The sequence below is a fragment of the Aliivibrio wodanis genome, assembly GCF_052920805.1.
Genome location: NZ_JBREXA010000002.1, coordinates 2,791,160 through 2,812,078, shown reverse-complemented (window position 1 = coordinate 2,812,078; position 20,919 = coordinate 2,791,160). Strand labels below are relative to the sequence as shown.

General features: G+C 40.0%; 24 protein-coding genes, 10 tRNA genes and 1 pseudogene. 28 read left to right on the top strand and 7 right to left on the bottom strand.

Features of this window, described 5'->3' with window-relative positions; all coding sequences use genetic code 11:
• Positions 1 to 7: 7 nt before the first annotated feature.
• From ACU5DF_RS21120 to ruvX, 6 genes are all read left to right on the top strand, one after another.
• On the top strand, positions 8 to 499 hold the full coding sequence (locus ACU5DF_RS21120) for a SprT family zinc-dependent metalloprotease (protein ID WP_446714063.1): 492 nt from the start codon (positions 8 to 10) through the stop codon (positions 497 to 499).
• Positions 500 to 592: 93 nt separating this feature from the next.
• Positions 593 to 1,297, top strand: a complete 705-nt coding sequence (endA, locus tag ACU5DF_RS21115) for a deoxyribonuclease I (RefSeq protein WP_446714062.1) — start codon at positions 593 to 595, stop codon at positions 1,295 to 1,297.
• An 82-nt stretch (positions 1,298 to 1,379) separates the two neighbouring features.
• Positions 1,380 to 2,111 carry a 16S rRNA (uracil(1498)-N(3))-methyltransferase gene (gene rsmE / locus ACU5DF_RS21110; protein ID WP_446714061.1) on the top strand — a complete coding sequence of 244 codons (732 nt, stop codon included), beginning with the start codon at positions 1,380 to 1,382 and terminating at the stop codon, positions 2,109 to 2,111.
• Positions 2,112 to 2,124: 13 nt separating this feature from the next.
• Positions 2,125 to 3,072 carry a glutathione synthase gene (gene gshB / locus ACU5DF_RS21105; protein ID WP_446714060.1) on the top strand — a complete coding sequence of 316 codons (948 nt, stop codon included), beginning with the start codon at positions 2,125 to 2,127 and terminating at the stop codon, positions 3,070 to 3,072.
• Positions 3,073 to 3,137: 65 nt separating this feature from the next.
• Positions 3,138 to 3,701: a YqgE/AlgH family protein gene (locus ACU5DF_RS21100; RefSeq protein WP_446714059.1), complete on the top strand. Its 564-nt coding sequence runs from the start codon at positions 3,138 to 3,140 to the stop codon at positions 3,699 to 3,701.
• A complete protein-coding gene (ruvX, locus tag ACU5DF_RS21095) occupies positions 3,698 to 4,123 on the top strand; it encodes a Holliday junction resolvase RuvX (protein ID WP_446714058.1) in 426 nt (141 codons plus the stop codon). Before ACU5DF_RS21100 ends, ruvX begins: the two co-directional genes overlap by 4 nt.
• A gap of 128 nt (positions 4,124 to 4,251) precedes the next feature.
• Here the strand turns inward: ruvX and ACU5DF_RS21090 are convergent, their stop codons facing one another.
• The gene (locus tag ACU5DF_RS21090; RefSeq protein WP_446714286.1) at positions 4,252 to 5,358 is read right to left on the bottom strand and encodes a PilT/PilU family type 4a pilus ATPase; all 1,107 of its coding nucleotides are present in this window, start codon (positions 5,356 to 5,358) and stop codon (positions 4,252 to 4,254) included.
• Positions 5,359 to 5,360: 2 nt separating this feature from the next.
• Positions 5,361 to 6,398 carry a type IV pilus twitching motility protein PilT gene (locus tag ACU5DF_RS21085; protein ID WP_446714057.1) on the bottom strand — a complete coding sequence of 346 codons (1,038 nt, stop codon included), beginning with the start codon at positions 6,396 to 6,398 and terminating at the stop codon, positions 5,361 to 5,363.
• Between the two features lie 24 nt (positions 6,399 to 6,422).
• Here ACU5DF_RS21085 and ACU5DF_RS21080 point away from each other — a divergent pair, with 24 nt between their 5' ends.
• The 7 genes from ACU5DF_RS21080 to hemW all read left to right on the top strand — a co-directional run bounded on the left by ACU5DF_RS21080 (position 6,423) and on the right by hemW (position 11,175).
• Positions 6,423 to 7,130, top strand: coding sequence for a YggS family pyridoxal phosphate-dependent enzyme (locus ACU5DF_RS21080; protein ID WP_446714056.1), 708 nt, complete (start codon positions 6,423 to 6,425; stop codon positions 7,128 to 7,130).
• 61 nt (positions 7,131 to 7,191) lie between these two features.
• On the top strand, positions 7,192 to 8,010 hold the full coding sequence (gene proC / locus ACU5DF_RS21075; RefSeq protein WP_446714055.1) for a pyrroline-5-carboxylate reductase: 819 nt from the start codon (positions 7,192 to 7,194) through the stop codon (positions 8,008 to 8,010).
• 61 nt (positions 8,011 to 8,071) lie between these two features.
• Positions 8,072 to 8,626: a YggT family protein gene (locus ACU5DF_RS21070; RefSeq protein ID WP_045102889.1), complete on the top strand. Its 555-nt coding sequence runs from the start codon at positions 8,072 to 8,074 to the stop codon at positions 8,624 to 8,626.
• 7 nt (positions 8,627 to 8,633) lie between these two features.
• Positions 8,634 to 8,927, top strand: coding sequence for a DUF167 family protein YggU (gene yggU / locus ACU5DF_RS21065; protein ID WP_060992746.1), 294 nt, complete (start codon positions 8,634 to 8,636; stop codon positions 8,925 to 8,927).
• Positions 8,928 to 8,972: 45 nt separating this feature from the next.
• A complete protein-coding gene (locus ACU5DF_RS21060) occupies positions 8,973 to 9,404 on the top strand; it encodes a DUF4426 domain-containing protein (RefSeq protein ID WP_122036611.1) in 432 nt (143 codons plus the stop codon).
• Between the two features lie 10 nt (positions 9,405 to 9,414).
• The gene (locus ACU5DF_RS21055; RefSeq protein WP_446714054.1) at positions 9,415 to 10,011 is read left to right on the top strand and encodes an XTP/dITP diphosphatase; all 597 of its coding nucleotides are present in this window, start codon (positions 9,415 to 9,417) and stop codon (positions 10,009 to 10,011) included.
• 3 nt (positions 10,012 to 10,014) lie between these two features.
• Positions 10,015 to 11,175 carry a radical SAM family heme chaperone HemW gene (gene hemW, locus ACU5DF_RS21050; protein ID WP_446714053.1) on the top strand — a complete coding sequence of 387 codons (1,161 nt, stop codon included), beginning with the start codon at positions 10,015 to 10,017 and terminating at the stop codon, positions 11,173 to 11,175.
• 78 nt (positions 11,176 to 11,253) lie between these two features.
• On the opposite strand, the gene glsB is transcribed toward hemW, so the two are convergent.
• Together glsB and trmB are read right to left on the bottom strand one after the other, a co-directional pair.
• Positions 11,254 to 12,174 (bottom strand): glutaminase B, encoded by a 921-nt coding sequence (gene glsB / locus ACU5DF_RS21045; RefSeq protein ID WP_446714052.1) that lies wholly within the window; start codon positions 12,172 to 12,174, stop codon positions 11,254 to 11,256.
• A 130-nt stretch (positions 12,175 to 12,304) separates the two neighbouring features.
• Positions 12,305 to 13,021 carry a tRNA (guanosine(46)-N7)-methyltransferase TrmB gene (gene trmB / locus ACU5DF_RS21040; protein WP_446714051.1) on the bottom strand — a complete coding sequence of 239 codons (717 nt, stop codon included), beginning with the start codon at positions 13,019 to 13,021 and terminating at the stop codon, positions 12,305 to 12,307.
• A 217-nt stretch (positions 13,022 to 13,238) separates the two neighbouring features.
• Between trmB and mutY the strand changes: the two genes are divergently transcribed.
• The 14 genes and pseudogenes from mutY to ACU5DF_RS20970 all read left to right on the top strand — a co-directional run bounded on the left by mutY (position 13,239) and on the right by ACU5DF_RS20970 (position 17,625).
• Positions 13,239 to 14,291: an A/G-specific adenine glycosylase gene (gene mutY / locus ACU5DF_RS21035; RefSeq protein ID WP_446714050.1), complete on the top strand. Its 1,053-nt coding sequence runs from the start codon at positions 13,239 to 13,241 to the stop codon at positions 14,289 to 14,291.
• A gap of 2 nt (positions 14,292 to 14,293) precedes the next feature.
• On the top strand, positions 14,294 to 14,566 hold the full coding sequence (locus ACU5DF_RS21030) for an oxidative damage protection protein (RefSeq protein WP_045102896.1): 273 nt from the start codon (positions 14,294 to 14,296) through the stop codon (positions 14,564 to 14,566).
• 106 nt (positions 14,567 to 14,672) lie between these two features.
• A pseudogene (mltC, locus tag ACU5DF_RS21025) lies at positions 14,673 to 15,810 on the top strand (membrane-bound lytic murein transglycosylase MltC).
• Positions 15,811 to 15,919: 109 nt separating this feature from the next.
• Positions 15,920 to 15,995, top strand: a tRNA-Phe gene (locus ACU5DF_RS21020).
• Between the two features lie 76 nt (positions 15,996 to 16,071).
• Positions 16,072 to 16,147 (top strand) — tRNA-Thr (locus ACU5DF_RS21015).
• A 7-nt stretch (positions 16,148 to 16,154) separates the two neighbouring features.
• Positions 16,155 to 16,230: transfer RNA gene (locus tag ACU5DF_RS21010), tRNA-Phe, on the top strand.
• A gap of 6 nt (positions 16,231 to 16,236) precedes the next feature.
• Positions 16,237 to 16,312: transfer RNA gene (locus ACU5DF_RS21005), tRNA-Asn, on the top strand.
• A 44-nt stretch (positions 16,313 to 16,356) separates the two neighbouring features.
• Positions 16,357 to 16,432: transfer RNA gene (locus tag ACU5DF_RS21000), tRNA-Thr, on the top strand.
• A gap of 32 nt (positions 16,433 to 16,464) precedes the next feature.
• Positions 16,465 to 16,540 (top strand) — tRNA-Asn (locus ACU5DF_RS20995).
• A 71-nt stretch (positions 16,541 to 16,611) separates the two neighbouring features.
• Positions 16,612 to 16,687, top strand: a tRNA-Thr gene (locus ACU5DF_RS20990).
• A gap of 7 nt (positions 16,688 to 16,694) precedes the next feature.
• Positions 16,695 to 16,770, top strand: a tRNA-Phe gene (locus ACU5DF_RS20985).
• Between the two features lie 6 nt (positions 16,771 to 16,776).
• Positions 16,777 to 16,852 (top strand) — tRNA-Asn (locus ACU5DF_RS20980).
• A 107-nt stretch (positions 16,853 to 16,959) separates the two neighbouring features.
• Positions 16,960 to 17,346 (top strand): diacylglycerol kinase, encoded by a 387-nt coding sequence (locus ACU5DF_RS20975; protein ID WP_045102897.1) that lies wholly within the window; start codon positions 16,960 to 16,962, stop codon positions 17,344 to 17,346.
• Between the two features lie 21 nt (positions 17,347 to 17,367).
• On the top strand, positions 17,368 to 17,625 hold the full coding sequence (locus ACU5DF_RS20970) for a DUF2999 domain-containing protein (RefSeq protein WP_045102898.1): 258 nt from the start codon (positions 17,368 to 17,370) through the stop codon (positions 17,623 to 17,625).
• 132 nt (positions 17,626 to 17,757) lie between these two features.
• Here ACU5DF_RS20970 and ACU5DF_RS20965 read toward each other — a convergent pair.
• Positions 17,758 to 17,842 (bottom strand) — tRNA-Leu (locus ACU5DF_RS20965).
• A 178-nt stretch (positions 17,843 to 18,020) separates the two neighbouring features.
• Here ACU5DF_RS20965 and ACU5DF_RS20960 point away from each other — a divergent pair.
• Entirely contained in the window at positions 18,021 to 18,485 is a 465-nt protein-coding gene (locus tag ACU5DF_RS20960) for an RDD family protein (RefSeq protein ID WP_045102899.1), read from the top strand.
• A 90-nt stretch (positions 18,486 to 18,575) separates the two neighbouring features.
• Here ACU5DF_RS20960 and lptG read toward each other — a convergent pair whose 3' ends face one another.
• Together lptG and lptF are read right to left on the bottom strand one after the other, a co-directional pair.
• Entirely contained in the window at positions 18,576 to 19,652 is a 1,077-nt protein-coding gene (lptG, locus tag ACU5DF_RS20955) for an LPS export ABC transporter permease LptG (protein ID WP_446714049.1), read from the bottom strand.
• Positions 19,645 to 20,757: an LPS export ABC transporter permease LptF gene (gene lptF / locus ACU5DF_RS20950; protein WP_045102901.1), complete on the bottom strand. Its 1,113-nt coding sequence runs from the start codon at positions 20,755 to 20,757 to the stop codon at positions 19,645 to 19,647. Before lptF ends, lptG begins: the two co-directional genes overlap by 8 nt.
• Positions 20,758 to 20,919 lie beyond the last annotated feature (162 nt).

The window sequence follows — 20,919 nt, the reverse complement described above, 5'->3', positions numbered from 1 at the left end:
AGATTCAATGACCTCACTTCAACAAGCTTCAATCGCCAAAGCACAGCAGTGTATCCAACAAGCATCTACTTTTTTTAATCGCCCATTTTCTCTACCAGAAATCAATTTTACTCAACGTGGAAAAATCGCAGGAACAGCTCGCTTGCAAGGATGGGAAATACGTATTAATCCCGTTCTGTTAGAAGAAAATAACCACACCTTTATTAATGAGGTGATCCCTCATGAAATCGCACACTTAATCACTTTCAAATTATACGGTCGAGTTCGCCCGCATGGAAAAGAGTGGCAAGGAGTAATGAATCAAGTATTCAACTTACCAGCTCGAACAACACACAGCTTTAGCGTTGATTCAGTAAAAGGGAATACTTTCCCATATCGCTGTAAATGCACCACTCATGAACTTACTGTTCGTCGCCATAACCGGGTACAACGTAAAGAAACAAAGTACCTTTGTAAGGATTGCAAATCTCCATTAAAGCTCTCTAAAAAGACACAATAAACCCCCAATAAGATCTATTATCGTATTTATCTATAAAGCGTTTTAACAATAAGCTACTCTTACTGTATTAATACAATAATCAGTAGGTTTATCATGAAATTAATCCGCTTAGTTATCAGCATCATTGCTGTCAGTTTTAGCTTTAACGCACTTTCAGCACCTCCCTCTTCATTCTCTAAAGCTAAAAAATTAGCTGTGAAAATCTATCTTGATCACCCCAGCTCTTTCTATTGTGGTTGCGACATTACATGGAAAGATAAAAAGAAAGGCATTCCTGATCTAGAAAGCTGTGGCTATGAAGTACGAAAACAAGAAAAACGCGCCAGTCGCATTGAATGGGAGCACGTAGTCCCTGCTTGGCAATTTGGCCATCAACGCCAATGCTGGCAAGATGGCGGACGTAAGAATTGCACCAAAAATGACAAAAAATTTAAAATGATGGAGGCTGACTTACACAATCTAGTACCAGCCATTGGTGAAGTGAATGGCGACCGTTCTAACTTTCGTTTTTCACAATGGAATGGCAGTAAAGGCGCTAATTATGGTCAATGTAGCTTTAAAGTTGATTTCAAAGGCCGCGTAGCTGAGCCACCAGCACAATCACGAGGTGCTATTGCTCGTACCTATATGTATATGAATAAAGAGTATAGCTTTAACTTATCTAAAGCACAGCGCCAACTAATGGAAGCCTGGAATAAACAATACCCAGTGTCTGCTTGGGAATGTGAACGAGATCAGCGTATTGCCAAGATCCAAGGTAATCACAATCAATTCGTCTACAAAGCGTGTACTAAATAACTAAACAGACTCTAAATAGAGGTTGAAAAAGCACAATTTAACCTCCATCCTTAAATATAAGATAGTTAAAGAAAAGTAGACCATGAGAATACCTAGAATTCATCATCCAGATGCCCTTCCATCACAAGGGAAAATTAATTTAAGTGATGATGCAGCCAACCACGTTGGTCGCGTAATGCGAATGAAAGAAGGCGAGTCGGTATTACTGTTTGACGGCAGCGGTGCTGAGTTTCCAGCAGTGATCACTTCAGCCACTAAGAAAAGTGTCGAAGTTGAAATCAGTGAACGTATTGAGCGTAGCAGTGAATCACCGCTAAATTTACATTTAGGCCAAGTGGTTTCTCGTGGTGATAAAATGGAATTCACCATTCAAAAGTCGGTGGAATTGGGAGTAAATGTCATTACCCCTCTAATTTCAGAGCGTTGTGGTGTTAAATTAAATAAAGAACGTTTTGAAAAGAAACTCGACCAATGGCAAAAAATTGCGATTGCTGCATGCGAACAATCTGGCCGTAATATCGTTCCTGAAATACGTCCGATTATGTCATTAGAAGAGTGGTGTGCTGAAAAATATGAAGGTTTGAAACTAAACCTTCACCCAAGAGCAAAATACTCAATCAACACACTGCCAGAACCAGTCACTAATGTTCGCTTGTTAATTGGACCAGAAGGTGGTTTATCGTCTGATGAAATTGACATGACTGAACAATATCAATTTGAAGAAACTCTGCTTGGTCCTCGTGTTCTTAGAACCGAAACCGCAGCGCTTACCGCAATTACTGCCCTACAAGTTCGTTTTGGCGATCTTGGCTAACTGGAGAAATACAATGATCAAACTCGGTATCGTAATGGATCCAATCTCGTCTATTAACATCAAGAAAGACTCTAGCTTTGCCATGATGCTTGAAGCTCAAAAGCGCGGCTGGGAAATCCATTACATGGAAATGGCTGACCTACATCTAGATCAAGGTAAAGCAGTTGCTGATACCAAGGTTGTCACGCTGAAAGAAGACCCAACAAGTTGGTACGAATTCACATCAGAGCAAACCATTGACCTTGCCGATCTTGATGCCGTATTAATGCGTAAAGATCCTCCGTTTGATACAGAGTACATCTACGCAACCTACATTCTTGAACGCGCTGAAATCCAAGGGGCGTTAATCGTAAATAAACCGCAAAGCTTACGTGATTGTAATGAAAAACTGTTTACCGCTTGGTTCCCAGAACTAACACCAACAACCTTAGTCACTCGTAAAGCAGAGAAGATTAAAGCGTTCCGCGAAGAGCACGGTGATATCATTCTTAAACCACTCGATGGTATGGGTGGCGCATCAATCTTTCGTGTAAAAGCAGGCGATCCAAACGTATCAGTAATCATTGAGACACTGACTAATCACGAACAAAATTACTGCATGGCACAAACATTTGTTCCAGATATTAGCAATGGTGATAAACGTATTCTTGTTGTAGATGGTGAGCCAATGCCTTACTGCTTAGCTCGCATTCCTGCTAAAGGTGAAACTCGTGGTAACTTAGCCGCGGGCGGTACTGGTGAAGCTCGCCCACTAAGTGAAGCGGATTGGGCAATTGCTAATGCCGTTGCGCCTACATTAAAAGAAAAAGGCTTAATTTTTGTTGGCCTTGATGTTATTGGTGACAAACTGACTGAAATCAACGTAACTAGCCCGACTTGTATCAAAGAAATTGAAGCTGCATTTGATATTTCAATCACAGGCAAACTGATGGATGCTATTGAGCGAAAAATTAACGCTTAGTAAATCCAAATGATATGAAGGGGGTTTGTCCCTCTTCAATCGAACTAAGTTATTTAGGAGGCTCTGTGGATTTAAAAAACCATTTTTTAGTCGCAATGCCTAGTATGAAAGATCCTTTCTTTCAGCGAAGCGTCATCTACATTTGTGAGCATGATTCAGGAGGAACCATGGGCTTGCGCATTAATGAAACCGTTCCAATTTCATTAAAAGGCATGCTAGAACAGATTGAACTAGATAATCCATCTCCAATTGTGTTCCCACAGACATTAACTCAACCAGTTCTTAATGGTGGACCTGTTTCTGATGATCGCGGCTTTGTCCTTCATTCAGAAAAAGATACTTATACTTCAAGTATCCGAGTCACCGATGAGTTATATGTTACAACATCAAAAGATATTCTTGCGACGTTAGGAACCGAAGAACAACCTCAGAAATATTTAGTCGCTCTTGGTTATTCTGGATGGGATGCAGGTCAATTAGAGCAAGAATTATCTGAGAATACATGGTTAACCCTAGAAGCAGATCCTTCTGTTATTTTTGATACTCCTATCCCTGATCGGTGGCGAAAAGCGATCGAAATATTAGGCATTAATCCTGCAAATTTATCCAGCGAGGTTGGACACGCATGAGTTCACGTACCATTATGGCATTTGATTTTGGCACCAAAAGTATTGGCTCAGCCATTGGCCAAGAGATCACAGGTACTGCAAGTCCATTAAAAGCGTTTAAAGCACAAGATGGCACCCCTAATTGGGATGATATTGAAAAGCAAATCAAAGAATGGCAACCAGATTTAATCGTTGTTGGTTTACCTACCGATCTTCACGGTAAAGAACTAGAAACTATTACGCCCAAGGCAAAGAAATTTGCGAACCGTCTGCATGGCCGTTTTGGTAATCAAGTTGAATTACACGATGAACGCCTATCAACTGCAGAAGCTCGCGCTGATCTGTTTGAATACGGTGGTTATAAAGCATTGTCGAAAGGTAATATTGACTGTCAGTCAGCTGTGGTTATTTTAGAAAGCTGGTTTGAGAGTCAGTGGATCTAGAAACTAGGTACTAGAACGCTTCGCTCCTATAAGATCAAAAGCAGATATTAAGAGCAGTAATTATTTTACGTATTACTGCTCTTATAGTTTCTAGAGCGTAGCGTTCTAGTTAGCGAAGCGTATCGCTTTTAGTCTAATGAAATCGATACATTATCAAACTTCGACGAGCTAAATGAATCTCCTCGCTTTGTTTTCAACATCAACCTCAAATCATTGGCAGAATCTGCACTGTGCAGCGCTTCATCTTCTGAAACCTTACCTGCCACCACCAAATCAAACAAACACTGATCAAACGTCTGCATGCCAGATTCACGAGATTTCGCCATTGTTGTTTTTAATTCATGTAGATCACCACGACGGATCAGATCCGAAATACGAGGAGTATTTAATAAAACCTCATAAACACCATGGCGGCCATTACCATTAGCATCAGGAACAAGTTGCTGAGCAATAACCCCTTTAAGATTCATTGAGAGATCAAACAAAAATTGTTCTTTTTGATCTTTTGGGACTAAATGAAGAATTCGTTCCAACGCTTGGTTAGCATTATTTGCATGCAACGTTGCCATACAAAGATGACCTGTTTCAGCAAACGTCATAGCATATTCCATTGTATCTCGACTTCGAATCTCACCAATCAAAATCATATCAGGAGCTTGTCGTAATGAATTTTTTAAGGCAACTTCGTAACTTTCTGTATCTAGCCCAACTTCACGTTGAGTAACAATGCATTTATTATGTGGATGTACAAATTCAATAGGATCTTCGACCGTCAATATATGCCCTGATCGGTTATCATTACGATACCCAGTCATTGCAGCCATAGAGGTTGACTTACCAGACCCAGTAGCACCAACGACTAAAATCAATCCACGCTTTGTAACCGCTAAATCTTTCATTATTTCAGGAAGGTGCAGTGAATCCATTGATGGTATCTTAGTTTCAATACGGCGGATCACAGCACCTGGTTGTTCTCGCTGCCAAAATGCGCTGACACGGAAACGACCACTATCCTTCACTATCGCAAAATTAGCTTCTAGTTTTTGATTAAATTCTTTATGACGCTCATCATCCATCATTTCTGCTAGTAATGCTGTGATAGACTTTACAGTCTGTTTTTTACCTAACGCTTGAAGCTCTCCATCAACACGCAACAGACACGGTGCATCTACCGTCAAATAAATATCAGAAGCTTTTAAAGAAACCATTTGGTTAAGTATTTCATTAAGCATCATCATTAAAAACCCACATTTGTAATCGTAACTTTCTTCGTAACTTCATCTGGATCAACAATACCTTGAGCAATAATTTTTTTCGCATTTTGCTCCATTGTCTGCATTCCAAAAGAAGAACCGGTTTGAATAATCGAATACATCTGAGCGACTTTATCTTCACGGATTAAGTTACGAATAGCAGGTGTCGCAATCATCACTTCATGGCACGCAACACGACCACCACCAATGCGTTTTAATAACGTTTGAGCTACTACCGCTTTTAACGACTCAGACAACATGGAGCGAACCATTGATTTATCACTACCAGGAAACACATCAATAATACGGTCAATGGTTTTAGCTGCTGAACTGGTATGCAAAGTACCAAAAACCAAGTGACCCGTTTCTGCAGCTGTTAATGCCAAACTAATGGTTTCTTGATCTCGAAGCTCTCCGACCAAAATAACATCGGGATCTTCACGCAGCGCTGAACGTAACGCCGCTTTAAAACTATGCGTATCACGATGAACTTCACGTTGGTTTATCAAACATTTTTTATTCTTGTGAACAAACTCAATCGGATCTTCAATGGTTAATATATGTTTATTATCGTTCTCATTAATATAATCAACCATTGCTGCCAATGTTGTAGATTTACCCGAACCTGTTGGCCCGGTAATTAATACTAACCCTTTTTGATATTTAGCAATCTCTGTAAAAATCTCTGGGGCTGCTAATTGCTCTAATGATGGAATATCAACGGGAATGGTACGAAAAACAGCAGCGCATCCGCGTGACTGATTAAATGCATTAACACGAAAACGGCCAACACTCGGTAGCTCAAATGAGAAATCGACTTCTAATTTTTCTTCAAACTCACTACGCTGTGCATCATTCATAATATCGGTAACTAAACGATGAACATCTGCGTGCGTAAAATCCGGTAAGGTTAGTTTACGAACTTCACCGTCAACACGTACCATAGGAGGAACTCCAGCTGATAGGTGTAGATCTGACGCGTTTTGTTTTACACTAAAGTCCAGTAGTTCTGTGATATCCATAATTTTCCCTCGGTAATCGTTTCTATGACTAGTATCAAACAAAATATCCACCAAATCACTCTTCAGATAGAGAATAGCATTCAAAACTGTGGTCGACGCCCAAATTCGGTGCAATTACTCGCAGTAAGTAAAACAAAACCTATCGAGTTGCTCGAACAAGCAATAAATATTGGTCAGCGTGCATTTGGTGAAAATTACGTGCAAGAAGGTGTTGAGAAAGTTCAATATTTTCAACAGCACCATGCTGATATTCAATTAGAGTGGCACTTTATTGGTCCAATTCAATCAAATAAAACCCGCCCTATCGCTGAACACTTTGACTGGGTTCATTCTGTTGACCGCCTAAAAATTGCACAACGCCTTAATGAGCAACGTCCAGATAACCTTGGTGAACTAAATGTTCTTATTCAGGTCAATATCAGCTCAGAAGAGAGTAAATCAGGAACCACTTCTGAAGAAGTGATGGAACTGGCTGCTGCTATCAATGAGATGCCAAACCTAACATTGCGCGGATTGATGTCTATCCCTGCGAATGTCTCTAATTACGATGAACAACTGGCTGCATTTACACAACTTGCTTCCATTCAAAACCAATTACGCGCACAATATCCTCAAGTCGACACCCTATCAATGGGGATGAGTGGTGATATGGATGCTGCCATCGAAGCAGGCTCAACAATGGTTCGAATTGGCACTGCCATTTTTGGTGTCAGAGACTATAAAAATAAATAATAACCTCAACTCGAATGATACCAATCTCAAAATAACGATAGGTATAAAGTAAGGAAGACGAATGGAACATCGCAATATTGCTTTTATTGGTGCGGGCAACATGACTCGCTCTATTATTGCCGGCTTGATTAACAGTGGTTACCCTAAAGAAAAAATCACCGCGACAAATCCAAGTACTGGTAAGCTTGAACATTTAGAAAAATGTTACGGCATTAATACTTCTACTGATAATATTTCTGCGGCTAAAAATGCAGACGTTATAGTTCTAGCTGTGAAACCACAGATAATGGCAACAGCTGCTGAGCTATTACAAGGCATCGATTTTTCTACTAAACTGGTGATTTCTATTGCGGCTGGTATTTCTGCTACACGTTTGAATGAGATGTTTGCAACTGAATTAAACCTAGTTCGAGTCATGCCAAATACTCCTGCATTAGTGGGCAAAGGCATGAGTGGTCTGTTTGCAGTAGAACATATCTCAGAACAAGACAAAACCTATGCTGGTAACTTACTTTCAGCAGTTGGTGAAGTCTGTTGGGTTGAGAAAGAATCAGGCATTAACTCTGTTATTGCGGCAGCAGGAAGTGCTCCAGCGTATTTCTTCTTATTTATGGAAGCGATGCAAACAGAAGCAATTAAACAAGGTTTTGATCAAGAGACAGCTCGCCTGTTAGTGCAGCAAGCCGCTCTTGGTGCTGCTGAAATGGTCGTAGCAAACCCAGAAACAGAACTATCAACACTGCGTGAGCAAGTCACTTCAAAAGGCGGTACTACTGCAGAAGCACTACGCACGTTTAATGAACACAACCTGCAAGATATTGTCGCTAAAGCAATGCAAGCCGCAGTCTCTCGTGCAGAAGAGATGGAATCGTTATTTTAAGATAACCTCTATACTCAATTACTCTATTTACAAAACCAATGATTTTTAAGGTTAATAAACTATGAATGCAATGAGCTTTTTAATCTCGACCGTTTTTGATTTATACATCATGGTCGTGATCCTACGAATTTGGTTACAAGTTGCCCGCGCTGACTTTTATAATCCATTTTCACAATTTATCGTAAAAGCGACACAACCAATAGTCTCTCCTTTACGTCGAGTGATCCCATCGATTGGTAGCTTAGACTTAGCCACTGTATTATTTGCTTATGTACTGTGTGTTGTGAAGTTCGTTGCTCTACAATTAGTTGTATCAGGCGGTGTTGCTTTTGGCCCTGAGTTTTTATTCATAGGTTTAATTGCCCTTGCTAAAGCCGCTGGTGGTTTGTTGTTCTGGATCTTATTAGTTCGCGCTATTCTGAGCTGGGTTAGTCAAGGTCGCAGTCCAATTGAATACGTTATGCATCAATTAACAGAACCAATGCTTACTCCTATTCGTAAAATCCTTCCTCAAATGGGTGGGTTAGATTTAAGCGTATTAGTGCTATTTATCGTACTTCAATTTGCTAACTTCTTGATGGGCGATCTAATTGGTCCTATTTGGTACAGCTTGTAATTTAGCTATGCCAGTTAAATATGATAATGATGATTTGATCTTACGACTGTATTTACAACCTAAAGCCAGTCGAGATCAAATTGTAGGAATACATGGTGAAGAACTCAAAATAGCGATTACAGCCCCTCCAGTCGATGGAAAGGCAAACGCACATTTAATTAAGTACTTCTCCAAACTGTTTAAAGTTGCTAAAGGAAAAATTACGGTAGAAAAAGGAGAACTAAATCGTCACAAGCAAGTTCGAATTCATTCACCAGAAATTATTCCTGAAGTAATTAAGCAGCTGTTACCATCAAAATAATACTAATGCCGAGTTAACCCTCGGCTTTTTTATATGAGGATCGTTATGAAAAAAATAATCTTACTTTTGTCCCTATTTCTTTTTAGCTTACCCACTTTTGCAGGACAATTTGTACAAATTAAAAATGTAGAGGTCCATTACTCTGCGTTTAACTCAACCTTTCTTACCCCAAAAGTAGCCCGCGCTTATCAATTAAAACGCTCAGGTTACAATGCCTTAATTAATATTAGCGTGTTAGATATATCACAAGCCGGTAAGCCTGCTATTCCTGCAAAAATCACAGGCAGCGCTAAGAATTTACTCGGCCAAACAAAAACGTTAACCTTCCGTGAAATTAAAGAACAAAACGCGATTTACTATATCGCTGAACTACCAATCACTAACGAAGAAACCTTTCGCTTTGATATCGATGTATCCGCTGATACCAAAGGCGCCGGTAAATTAAAATTCAATCAAAAATTTTACGTAGAAGAGTAAGAGAATCATTATGAGCAAAATCGTATTAGCAACAGGCAACCAAGGTAAAGTTCGTGAAATGGCAGGTGTTCTGTCTGACTTTGGGTTTGATGTGGTTGCACAAAGTGAATTCAACGTCTCTGACGTAGCAGAAACAGGCACAACCTTTATTGAGAATGCCATTATTAAAGCGCGTCATGCCGCTAAAGAAACAGGATTACCTGCGATTGCTGATGATTCAGGCCTAGAGGTCGACGCATTAAATGGCGCACCTGGTGTTTACTCTGCACGCTATTCAGGCGAAGGCGCTACCGACCAAAAGAACATCGATAAGATGCTAACGGCAATGGAAGGTATCCCAGCAGAAAAACGTACAGCACGCTTTCATTGTGTTTTAGTTCTAATGAAGCATGAGAACGATCCTACGCCATTAATTTGCCACGGCTCATGGGAAGGTCACATTACTACTGAACAACAAGGTGAGAATGGCTTTGGTTATGATCCTATCTTCTGGGTAAGTGAAGATAACTGCTCTTCTGCAGAGCTTGAACCTGCTCGTAAAAAACAGCTTTCTCACCGAGGACAAGCTCTTAAGAAACTGTTTTCAGCATTAAAAGAAGGTCAATAATTGATGCTAGTTCCACCACCACTTAGCTTATACATTCATATTCCATGGTGTATTCAAAAATGCCCATATTGCGATTTCAACTCTCACGCCTTGAAAACGACAATCCCTGAAGCACAATATATTTCAGCGTTAATTGACGATCTTGATACCGATCTTGCTCGTTATAATATGGAAAATGACCCACGTAAGCTGCACTCTATTTTTATTGGTGGTGGTACGCCAAGCTTAATTACGGCTCCAGAAATTAAGCGTTTACTGATCGAAGTTGAAAAACGTTTACCATTTGCTGATGACATTGAAATCACCATGGAAGCGAATCCTGGAACGGTAGAAGCAGGTCGATTCATTGAGTACCGTGAAGCAGGTGTGAATCGCATCTCTATTGGTGTGCAAAGCTTCCAGCAAGAAAAACTAGAAAAACTGGGGCGTATTCACGGTAAAGATGAAGCGATTCGCGCTGCTCGCCTTGCTCATGAAGCCGGATTAAACAGTTTTAATCTTGATTTAATGCATGGCCTACCGAACCAGAGTATTGATGATGCTTTATCTGATTTAAAACAAGCGATAGAGCTTAGCCCTCCACATTTATCTTGGTATCAGCTGACTATTGAACCAAATACGGTGTTTTACTATAAGCCACCAACGTTGCCAGATGATGATGATTTATGGGATATTTTTGAACAAGGCCATCAAATTCTATCCGATGCTGGCTATGTTCAATATGAGATTTCAGGCTACAGTAAAGTCGGTTATCAATGTCGTCATAATTTGAATTACTGGCGCTTTGGCGACTATTTAGGAATTGGTTGTGGGGCTCATGGTAAACTGAGTTTTGCTGATGGGCGCATTGTTCGTACAACTAAAATTAAGCACCCACGCGGCTTTCTAGATTTAATGAAACCTTACTTAATTGACGAACAAGAGGTTGCGGATCACGATAGACCTTTTGAGTTCTTTATGAACCGTTTTCGTCTGTTAGAAGCGTGTCCAAAACAAGATTTCATTGATAAAACTGGGTTAGGGTTTGAGTCGATTCAAGAAACGATTGATTGGGCGAAAGAGAAAAAATATCTAAATGAAACCGAAACGCATTGGCAGATCACTGAGCACGGCAAGTTGTTTTTGAATGATTTGTTGGAAGCGTTTGTGAGTGATGAGGATTAATCTCTTAACTAGAAACTATATCGCTTCGCGCTAGAAACTATAAGAGCAGTAAACACATAATTTACTGCTCTTTCTATCTTAAAATATCGAACGTCCGATACGCTCAGAAAGCAGCTCTAATGCCTTGGTACCCGCAAGCGAGTTACCTGATGGATCCAACTCTGGAGACCATACAGCAATCGTCATCTCACCAGGAACAATGGCAATAATGCCACCACCAACGCCCGATTTACCAGGCATTCCAACACGATATGCAAACTCACCCGCGCCATCATACAAGCCGCAAGTTGCCATTAACGCATTAATTTGCTTGCTCTGCATTGGAGTAACAATCACCTCATTAGTTTCTGGTTGAATGCCTTTATTGGCTAAATAACCAAATGTTCTAGCCAGATCAACACAGTTCATACTTAATGCACAAGCATGAAAATAATTCTTTAATACTGGCATCACTTCATTATCAAAATTACCAAACGATCGCATTAAATAAGCAATAGAAGCATTTCGATCGCTATGATCCATTTCCGAATTAGCCACTGCACGATCATAAATAATATGTTCATTACCTGATAACTTACGCACAAATTCCAATAAGCGATGCTTGGGTGCAGAAAAACGACTATGCAGCATATCCGCAATAACAATAGCCCCAGCATTAATAAATGGATTACGAGGAACACCTTGTTCCATCTCAAGTTGGATCAACGAATTAAATGCCTGTCCAGAGGGCTCTTTTCCGACTCGTTGCCATAACTCTTCTGGTTGATATAACTCCATTGCCAACGTCAGGCTTAGTGCTTTTGAAATCGATTGAATAGAAAACTGTTCTTGCGCATCTCCTGCTGTGAACATCTCACCATCATTGGTATACACTGCAATACCAAGTTTATCACTTGATACACAGGCGAGTGCAGGAATATAGTCGGCAACTTTCCCTTGTCCAATAAGAGGACGAACTTCATCCAAAATATCTTCTAATATCTGTTTTGTTGGCTTCATATCTTTTACTTCCTTTCACAGCAGGGACAAAAAAGCCAACACAGAGGTTGGCTTTAATATTTATTTAGATTGGCATAAGATCTATGCAGCGCTTATGGTGCGCTGTCATACAGCATGGTAAACCTACTGATTATGCGTTGCGACGGAATTTAATATCCCAAACGCCATGACCTAAACGATGACCACGAGCTTCAAATTTTGTTAATGGACGCTCGTCTGGACGAGCAATAAAGTCGCCATCAGTTGCGATATTCTCATAACCTGGTGCCGCATTCATAACGTCAACCATGTGTTCTGAGTAATTTTCCCAGTCTGTTGCCATGTGGAAGATACCGCCGTCAATCAGCTTAGGACGGATCATCTCAGCAAACTCAGCCTTAACGATACGACGCTTATGATGACGCGCTTTATGCCATGGGTCAGGGAAGAACAGTTGTAATGTATTTACCGATGAATCAGGGATCATCGATTCAAATACTTCTACCGCATCATGACACATAACACGCAAGTTAGTTACGCCAGCTTCTTTTGCTGCTGCAAGACAAGCACCAACGCCCGGACGGTGAACTTCAATACCTAAGAAGTTTTTCTCAGGAGCATTCTGTGCCATCTCAACCAAAGATGCACCCATACCAAAACCGATTTCTAAAACGACAGGGTTGTTGTTACCAAACACCTCGTTCCAGTCAAGCATTTGCTCAACAAAATCGATGCCCATGGTAGACCAGCACTCAGTAATCGCGCCTTCTTGGCCTTTCGTTAAACGTCCTTCGCGGCGTACAAAGCTGCGAATTTTACGAACGATTTTACCTTCTTCGGTAAAGTCGTTTTTAGTCACTTCAGTCATGATTGGATAACCTGGTTATTCTCTGAACAAGGATTGTGGATCCGGCATTATCCAAAGTTTAGCCCAGTGTTCAAGTATTATCTTTGGTTTTCTCTATAAACAAGCTTAATTAAGCTAAATTATATACCTGACCGAATAACCCTATTTTCTATCGGGTGTACAAAGTCACCACAGTATGATGCAATCCTCTCCATTATAAAAAGCAATCGAGCATGTCATGACTTCTTTCTCTCACGCCATTTTAGAGTGGTACGACAATTACGGCCGTAAGACGTTACCTTGGCAATTAGAAAAAACGCCTTATAAAGTATGGTTATCTGAAATCATGCTGCAACAAACCCAAGTAACAACGGTTATTCCTTATTTCGAGCGCTTTATGGCTCGCTTTCCAACCGTGGTTGATTTAGCGAACGCAGAGCAAGATGAAGTACTTCATTTATGGACCGGACTTGGCTATTACGCTCGTGCTCGTAATTTGCACAAAACAGCACAGATCATCGCTGAGCAATATAATGGAAAATTCCCCGAAACGATTGAAGAAGTCATTGCCCTTCCAGGGATTGGCCGTTCTACTGCGGGTGCTGTTCTGTCACTTTCTCTCAAGCAACGCCACCCTATTTTAGATGGCAATGTAAAGCGCACCCTTTCTCGTTGCTTTGCCATTGAAGGTTGGTCTGGTAAAAAGTCCGTTGAAAATGCCATGTGGGCAGTAGCAGAAGAGCACACTCCAGAACTTGGCGTTGAGCGATATAATCAAGCCATGATGGATATGGGGGCGATTGTCTGTACTCGCTCCAAACCTAAATGTGAGTTGTGTCCTGTTAATGATCTTTGCCAAGCCAAAGCTCAAGACCGTCAATTAGATTTCCCAACTAAAAAGCCCAAAAAAGACAAACCAACTAAAGAGGCATGGTTTGCTATCTACTATCACGATGGTGAAGTCTTACTAGAACAACGACCTCAAACAGGAATTTGGGGTGGCTTATACTGCTTTCCTGAAAAACCAGAAAATACCTTAAATGATTTATCTGATCACTATGGTATGGATGTGAAATCAAGCCAGCAATTAATTGCTTTTCGTCATACCTTTAGCCATTACCACTTAGATATTACTCCTGTACTTATCACTCTGACCAAGAAACCTAATATGGTGATGGAAGGAACGCGTGGAGTTTGGTATAACTTATCTCAACCAATGACGGTAGGATTAGCAGCGCCAGTTCAAAAACTGTTAGATGCCTTACCGTTCGAAATTTCTAATGGAGAATAACCATGAGTCGCACTGTATTTTGCGTTCTTTTAAATAAAGAAGCCGATGGCCTAGATTTTCAACTTTACCCAGGAGAACTAGGTAAGCGTATTTTTGACAATATCTCCAAAGAAGCGTGGGGCCAATGGCAACATAAGCAAACTATGCTTATTAATGAAAAGAAACTGAACATGATGGATCCAGAGCACCGCAAACTACTGGAAACGGAAATGGAAGGTTTCTTATTTGATGGCAAAGAAGTCATCATTGATGGTTACACACCACCAAGCGCATAAATTATTATAAATAAAGCAGTCTAATGGCTGCTTTATTTTTATCTGTTTCAGCTATTTATCTCTTAGCCGTTAACCTTATTATCGAATTCTTACCTATATTGTCTTTATGAAAAAAATTATCCTGATTACCTCTGCTTGTCTTTTCCTCACCAGTTGTAGCCGAGAATCCATAGAGTCCACTTTTGGGGTGAACTACGATACCACTAACCGTTTTGCTAAAAACTTAGCCCCCCTGCCAGGTCAATTTACTAAAGATGTAAAAGCTCTTGATAGTTTAATTAGTAGTTTTAATGGCAACATTGAAAAGCGTTGGGGTAAAAAAAATCTTGTTACTGCAGGCAAACGCTCTTATGTAAAATATACCGACGGTTACTTAAGTCGCTCCCAAGTTGACTTCACTACAGGTCGAGTGACAGTAGAAACCGTTGCTGGAACCGACCCAAAAACTCATTTGCGTCAAGCAATTATTACAACACTGCTTACCCCTGATGACCCTGCAAGTGTCGATCTTTATTCTGATGCCGATATTACCCTTGGTGGAAAACCTTTTTTATATAAGCAAGTACTCGATCAAGATAAGAAACCGATTGAGTGGTCTTGGCGAGCTAGCCGTTATGCTGACTACTTAATTACTAATCACTTAAAAACTAAAAATATCGATTATAAAAAAGCATTTTATGTTGATATTCCTATGGTCAAGAACCATGCGCAACTGCGTGAATACAAATATGCTGACATTGTTAGAAAGGCATCCCAACGCTACGATATCCCAGAAGATCTGATTTATTCAATAATCAGAACAGAAAGTAGCTTTAACCCTTACGCTGTAAGTTGGGCTAATGCTTATGGATTAATGCAGGTTGTACCTAAAACCGCTGGACGCGATGTATTTAAATTAGTAAAAAATAAATCTGGAGATCCTAGTCCTGAGTATTTATTTAATCCATACAACAATATTGATACGGGAACGGCCTACTTCCATATTTTAAAAACACGCTATTTACAAAGACATCCGTCACCCTGTATCAAAGCAGTACAGTATGATTTCAGCTTACAATGGAGGGGCTGGAGGCGTATTGAATACCTTTAGTAGCAGTAAAAGCCGAGCAATCAGCGATATTAATAGTTTAAAACCTAACCAAGTTTATTGGGCTTTGACTAAAAAACACAAAAATTCAGAAGCAAGACGATACTTAGAAAAGGTTACAGCCTTTAAAAAAGAGTTTAATTCTGGGAAGATTTAGCCACAAAATAAGCTATTCGATGAATTATCAAGCAAACAATCAAAAAAATAGCATATTTTGAAAAAAAAAGTTGACGGTAGGGGCAAAAATCCGTTTAATAGCGCTCGTTGCCCGGATAGCTCAGTCGGTAGAGCAGAGGATTGAAAATCCTCGTGTCGGTGGTTCGATTCCGCCTCCGGGCACCATACAATAAGATTGTTGGTGTAGTTCTAGATTTATTTATTAAATGCTAGTTCACGAATAGTCAAAAGAATTTAGTGTGCCGACTTAGCTCAGTAGGTAGAGCAACTGACTTGTAATCAGTAGGTCACCAGTTCGACTCCGGTAGTCGGCACCATTCTTTTGCCTCGATAGCTCAGTCGGTAGAGCAGAGGATTGAAAATCCTCGTGTCGGTGGTTCGATTCCGCCTCGAGGCACCATACAATTCCCTTTTAGTTCAGTTGGTAGAACGCCGGACTGTTAATCCGTATGTCGCTGGTTCAAGTCCAGCAAAGGGAGCCATACAATTTAGTCTTTATCTTTTTAAAGATTAATAAAAAATTAGTGCCGACTTAGCTCAGTAGGTAGAGCAACTGACTTGTAATCAGTAGGTCACCAGTTCGACTCCGGTAGTCGGCACCATTTCTTCCTTGTAAGAAGAACACAAAATCTGTTCCCTTTTAGTTCAGTTGGTAGAACGCCGGACTGTTAATCCGTATGTCGCTGGTTCAAGTCCAGCAAAGGGAGCCATATTAAAGAATCTGTTTTCATAAAGATTCACAGGTTGTTGGTTTATCCAACAATAGCAAAAAAATAAGTGTGCCGACTTAGCTCAGTAGGTAGAGCAACTGACTTGTAATCAGTAGGTCACCAGTTCGACTCCGGTAGTCGGCACCATTTTTTTGCCTCGATAGCTCAGTCGGTAGAGCAGAGGATTGAAAATCCTCGTGTCGGTGGTTCGATTCCGCCTCGAGGCACCATATAATTCCCTTTTAGTTCAGTTGGTAGAACGCCGGACTGTTAATCCGTATGTCGCTGGTTCAAGTCCAGCAAAGGGAGCCAATAAGAGAGCCTCGTCATTTGACGAGGCTTTTTTTATGCTTGTTATTTAGCCAATGCGACACTACCATAACCTCCATTCATATCAGTTCTTCATTTAGAGTTAAACCATGACTGAAACACCATCAGGAAAACCAGGCAATACTGGTATCAAGCGTGTAATCAAAGCAACTGGCTTTTCGATTCAAGGCCTAAAAGCTGCGTTTAAACATGAGGCAGCTGTCCGTCAAGAGTTAGCGATGCTAGTTATTGCTGCCCCTATTGCACTTCTTTTGGATGTGACTGTAGTAGAAAAGATTTTATTGATCGGAGTATTTGTTCTGATCTTTATGATTGAGCTTTTAAACTCCGCAATAGAAGCTGTGGTAGACCGTATAGGCCCTGAATATCATGAATTAAGTGGCAGAGCTAAAGATATTGGTTCTGCGGCTGTATTTGTCGCTCTGTGCTTTGCTGGCTTTACTTGGCTAATGATCATTGGCAGCAACTATCTTTAATTAATTATAAGGACAATTCTAATGAACCCTATTATTCAAACACTAAAAGAACACAACGTTAGCGATGAAAAAATTGCAGAAGTATTTCAAACGCTAACTCAAAACCCATTAGCGGCAATGGCTATTATTCAAAGCTTAGGCATTCCACAAGAAAAGCTACAACCACTAATGATGCAAGTAATGACAAATCCAAGCTTAATTAAAGAAGCAGTTGAAGAGTTAGGTTTAGACTTCTCTAAAGTAGAAGAAGCAAAAGCAAAGCTTGAAGAGAATCAATAAATCTTTTCAATGAGTAATACTAGGGCCCTGACTTCGGTTAGGGCTTTTTTATGTAGAGAGAGCGATGGCGGACTTTCTATATTCCAGATACAATAAAGCCCCGATTTTCATCGAGGCTTTATCATTTAAATATGGTACCGGTAGGCGGACTTGAACCGCCACTCCTTTCGGAAAGGGATTTTGAATCCCTCGTGTATACCAATTTCACCATACCGGCTTTATCAGCATTGCTGCTTGATGTCGTTGATTATACTCAGAGATGATCGTCACGCAAGCTCTTTATTACTCTAAGATCTTGTTTGCTGAAATAATCAGCACTTATTTACAATCTGATTTTCATTTTTTTCTTTTCTATCGTTATACTGCTGTCAGTTTTTTAATTTATGGAAGAAAAAATGACAATACAAAAACAAGCAGGCTTTATGCGTCGTATGGGAGCTTGGTTTTACGATACTCTCATTATTAGCGCAATTATGATGTTAACTGGCGGAGCTATGGTAGCGACTCTTGAGATGCTGTATGGGTTAGGAGTTATCAGTTACGGTCAGTTCCCTGATGTTAGTACTTATTTAAATCACGATCCTTTATGGCAAAACCTCTACCCTATTACTCTTGTTTCTGTTTTTTCAGGTTTCTTTGCGTATTTTTGGTGTAAAGGGCAAACACTTGGTATGCGAGCATGGAAATTACAAGTTCAGCAACTTGATGGTTCACCAATCACATTAACTCAAGCGATTATTCGTATGTCTACCTCTGCTTTTGGTTTAGGTAATCTTCTTGTCTTTATCTCTAAAGATAATGCAGCCTTTCAAGATACTTGGGCAAAAACTCGTGTGATCGTTCTAGATAAAGCGGTATAAGTCTTTTATTGAAAATGAACTTATAAATATAAAAAAGGAGATACTCTGCAGTATCTCCTTTTTATTTATTCTTTTTTCACGATAATGCGTTTAAAGCTTTCTATTCAGTAGCCCTAAAGTAATCAATAAAAACACAAAACTAGGCCCTAATGCACCAAATACAGGATGTATATTATATACCAAGGTCATTGGCCCAAATACTTCATTAGAAATATAGAACGTAAACCCTGCAATTACTCCCGAAAGAATCCTTGCCCCCATGGTTACACTTCTTAATGGCCCAAAGACAAATGAAAGCGCCAGTAACATCATTACCGCAACTGAAATCGGCTGTAAGGCTTTGCGCCAAAATGCGAGTTCATACCGTGATGCATCTAACTCAGAATCTTTTAAATAATTAACGTAATCATATAAACCAGTCAATGATTGTTCCTCTGGTTTAACGGTTACCACTGCTAGTTTATCTGGAGTTAATGTTGTCGACCAATTTAAAGTGTCTAGTTTTCGCTCGCTAATTACCGCTTTATTTTCCATTTGAGTAACCGAAACATCACTCATCATCCAGCCAGCCTCTTTTGATTGATAATCCGCTTTACGAGCAAATACAATATTATCTAGCTGATTTTCATCATCAAATTTCCATACTGTTACGCCATATAGCTTCTCTTGATCATCAACACGGGCTAAATAAATAAAATCATTACCATCTTTGGCCCAAACCCCTGCTCTTACCGCTGCGATATTACCACCTGAGGTTGCAAATGCTCGTAAGTCACGCGCCATTTTCTGAGCTTGTGGTGCTCCCCATTGCCCTAATGCCATTACCATTAGCATTAAAGGAATTGCAGTTTTTAATACTGATACCCCAATACTTAATTTTGAATAGCCTGCTGCTTGCATAACCACTAATTCAGAACTAGCAGCGAGCATACCTAGACCAATCAAAGCACCAAGTAAGGCTGCCATTGGAAAGAACATTTCGATATCACGAGGCATACTTAAAATAACAAAATATAGAGCGTCGAGAAGATCGTATGTACCCTTTCCAACCTTACGTAACTGCTCTACATATTTGATAATAGAAGAAAGGCCCACTAAGGTAACTAAACATAATGCAGAGGTAGCCATGATGGTACGACCAATGTACCAATCTAAAATCTTAAACATTTTTCGCTTTTCTCCGCATTTTATCTTTCAGTTTTCTCACAAACACACTGTCCATCGAATTCAATATAATACCAATAATTAATAGCACGGCATTAATGGCCCACAAACCAATATAAGGGGCTAAACCCCCATCTTCAATTGCTGATTTACCTGCACTTAATGATAGGAAGTAAGCCAAATATAACAAGACAGCAGGGCCTAATTTAGCAAAGCGCCCCTGACGAGGGTTTACCGCCGAAAGTGGTACTACAATCATGGTTAATAATGGAATACAAATAATCAGAGAAATACGCCACTGCAGTTCTGCTTTCGCTTCAAGTTCAGGGCGTTTGATTAACTCTAACGTTGGGATAGCATCCCAATCTCGTCGTTTCTCTTTTACCGATTTTTGCCCTATCAGAACTTCGTATGAAGAAAACCGACTCTCAAGGTAATCTAGCCGTGTTGGTATACCTTCATATCGAGTACCTTCTTGTAGCTCTAATACTTGGCGGCCATCAGCAAGCTCTTTCACTAAACCTCGATTAGCGATTAGTACGCTAGGGCGTAATGAATCATAAGGAACTGGTTGCGCTAAAAATATATTCTCTAGCTGTTTACCATCGTTATTATTTATGTCATCAATAAATACAACAGCTCTACCATCTGGAGAACGCTGAAATTGCCCTTTCTGTAGCAAATCAACACCAGCATCAGACTCTACTGTCTCAAGTAATTGTGTCGTTTTTTCTTGGCTCCAAGGAGATAACCATAATGAATTAACCGTTGCTGCAACCCCAGTAATTAAAGCTAAATAAAGTGCAGCACGAATAAGAATCGAGTTTCCCATTCCCGTGGCATTCATTACGGTAATTTCACTTTCTGCGTACAAACGACCAAATGTTAAAAGAATACCAATGAAAATACTCAAAGGTAGCATGAGTAATCCCATCGCCGGCATGTTCAAGCCAACTAATGATAGGATTAACCCTCCTGGTATATCTCCATCTGAAGCGTCGGCTAAAACCCGAATAAATTTTTGGCTCATAAAGATCAAAAAAAGCACAAAAAAGATCGCAAATTGGCTCTTTAATGTTTCCTTGATCAAATATCTAATAATAATCACGTTGAATCTACCTATAGAAAACTTGTATTTTTGCCAGAATCACTATAATTTCCGTGTAAACCATTTATTTTTTAATCTTTGGCTAAATGTTCACCTGTGAAATCGGTATACAACGATTATAGTATCTAACTAGATTTTGCTCATTATCTAACATTTAGTTCT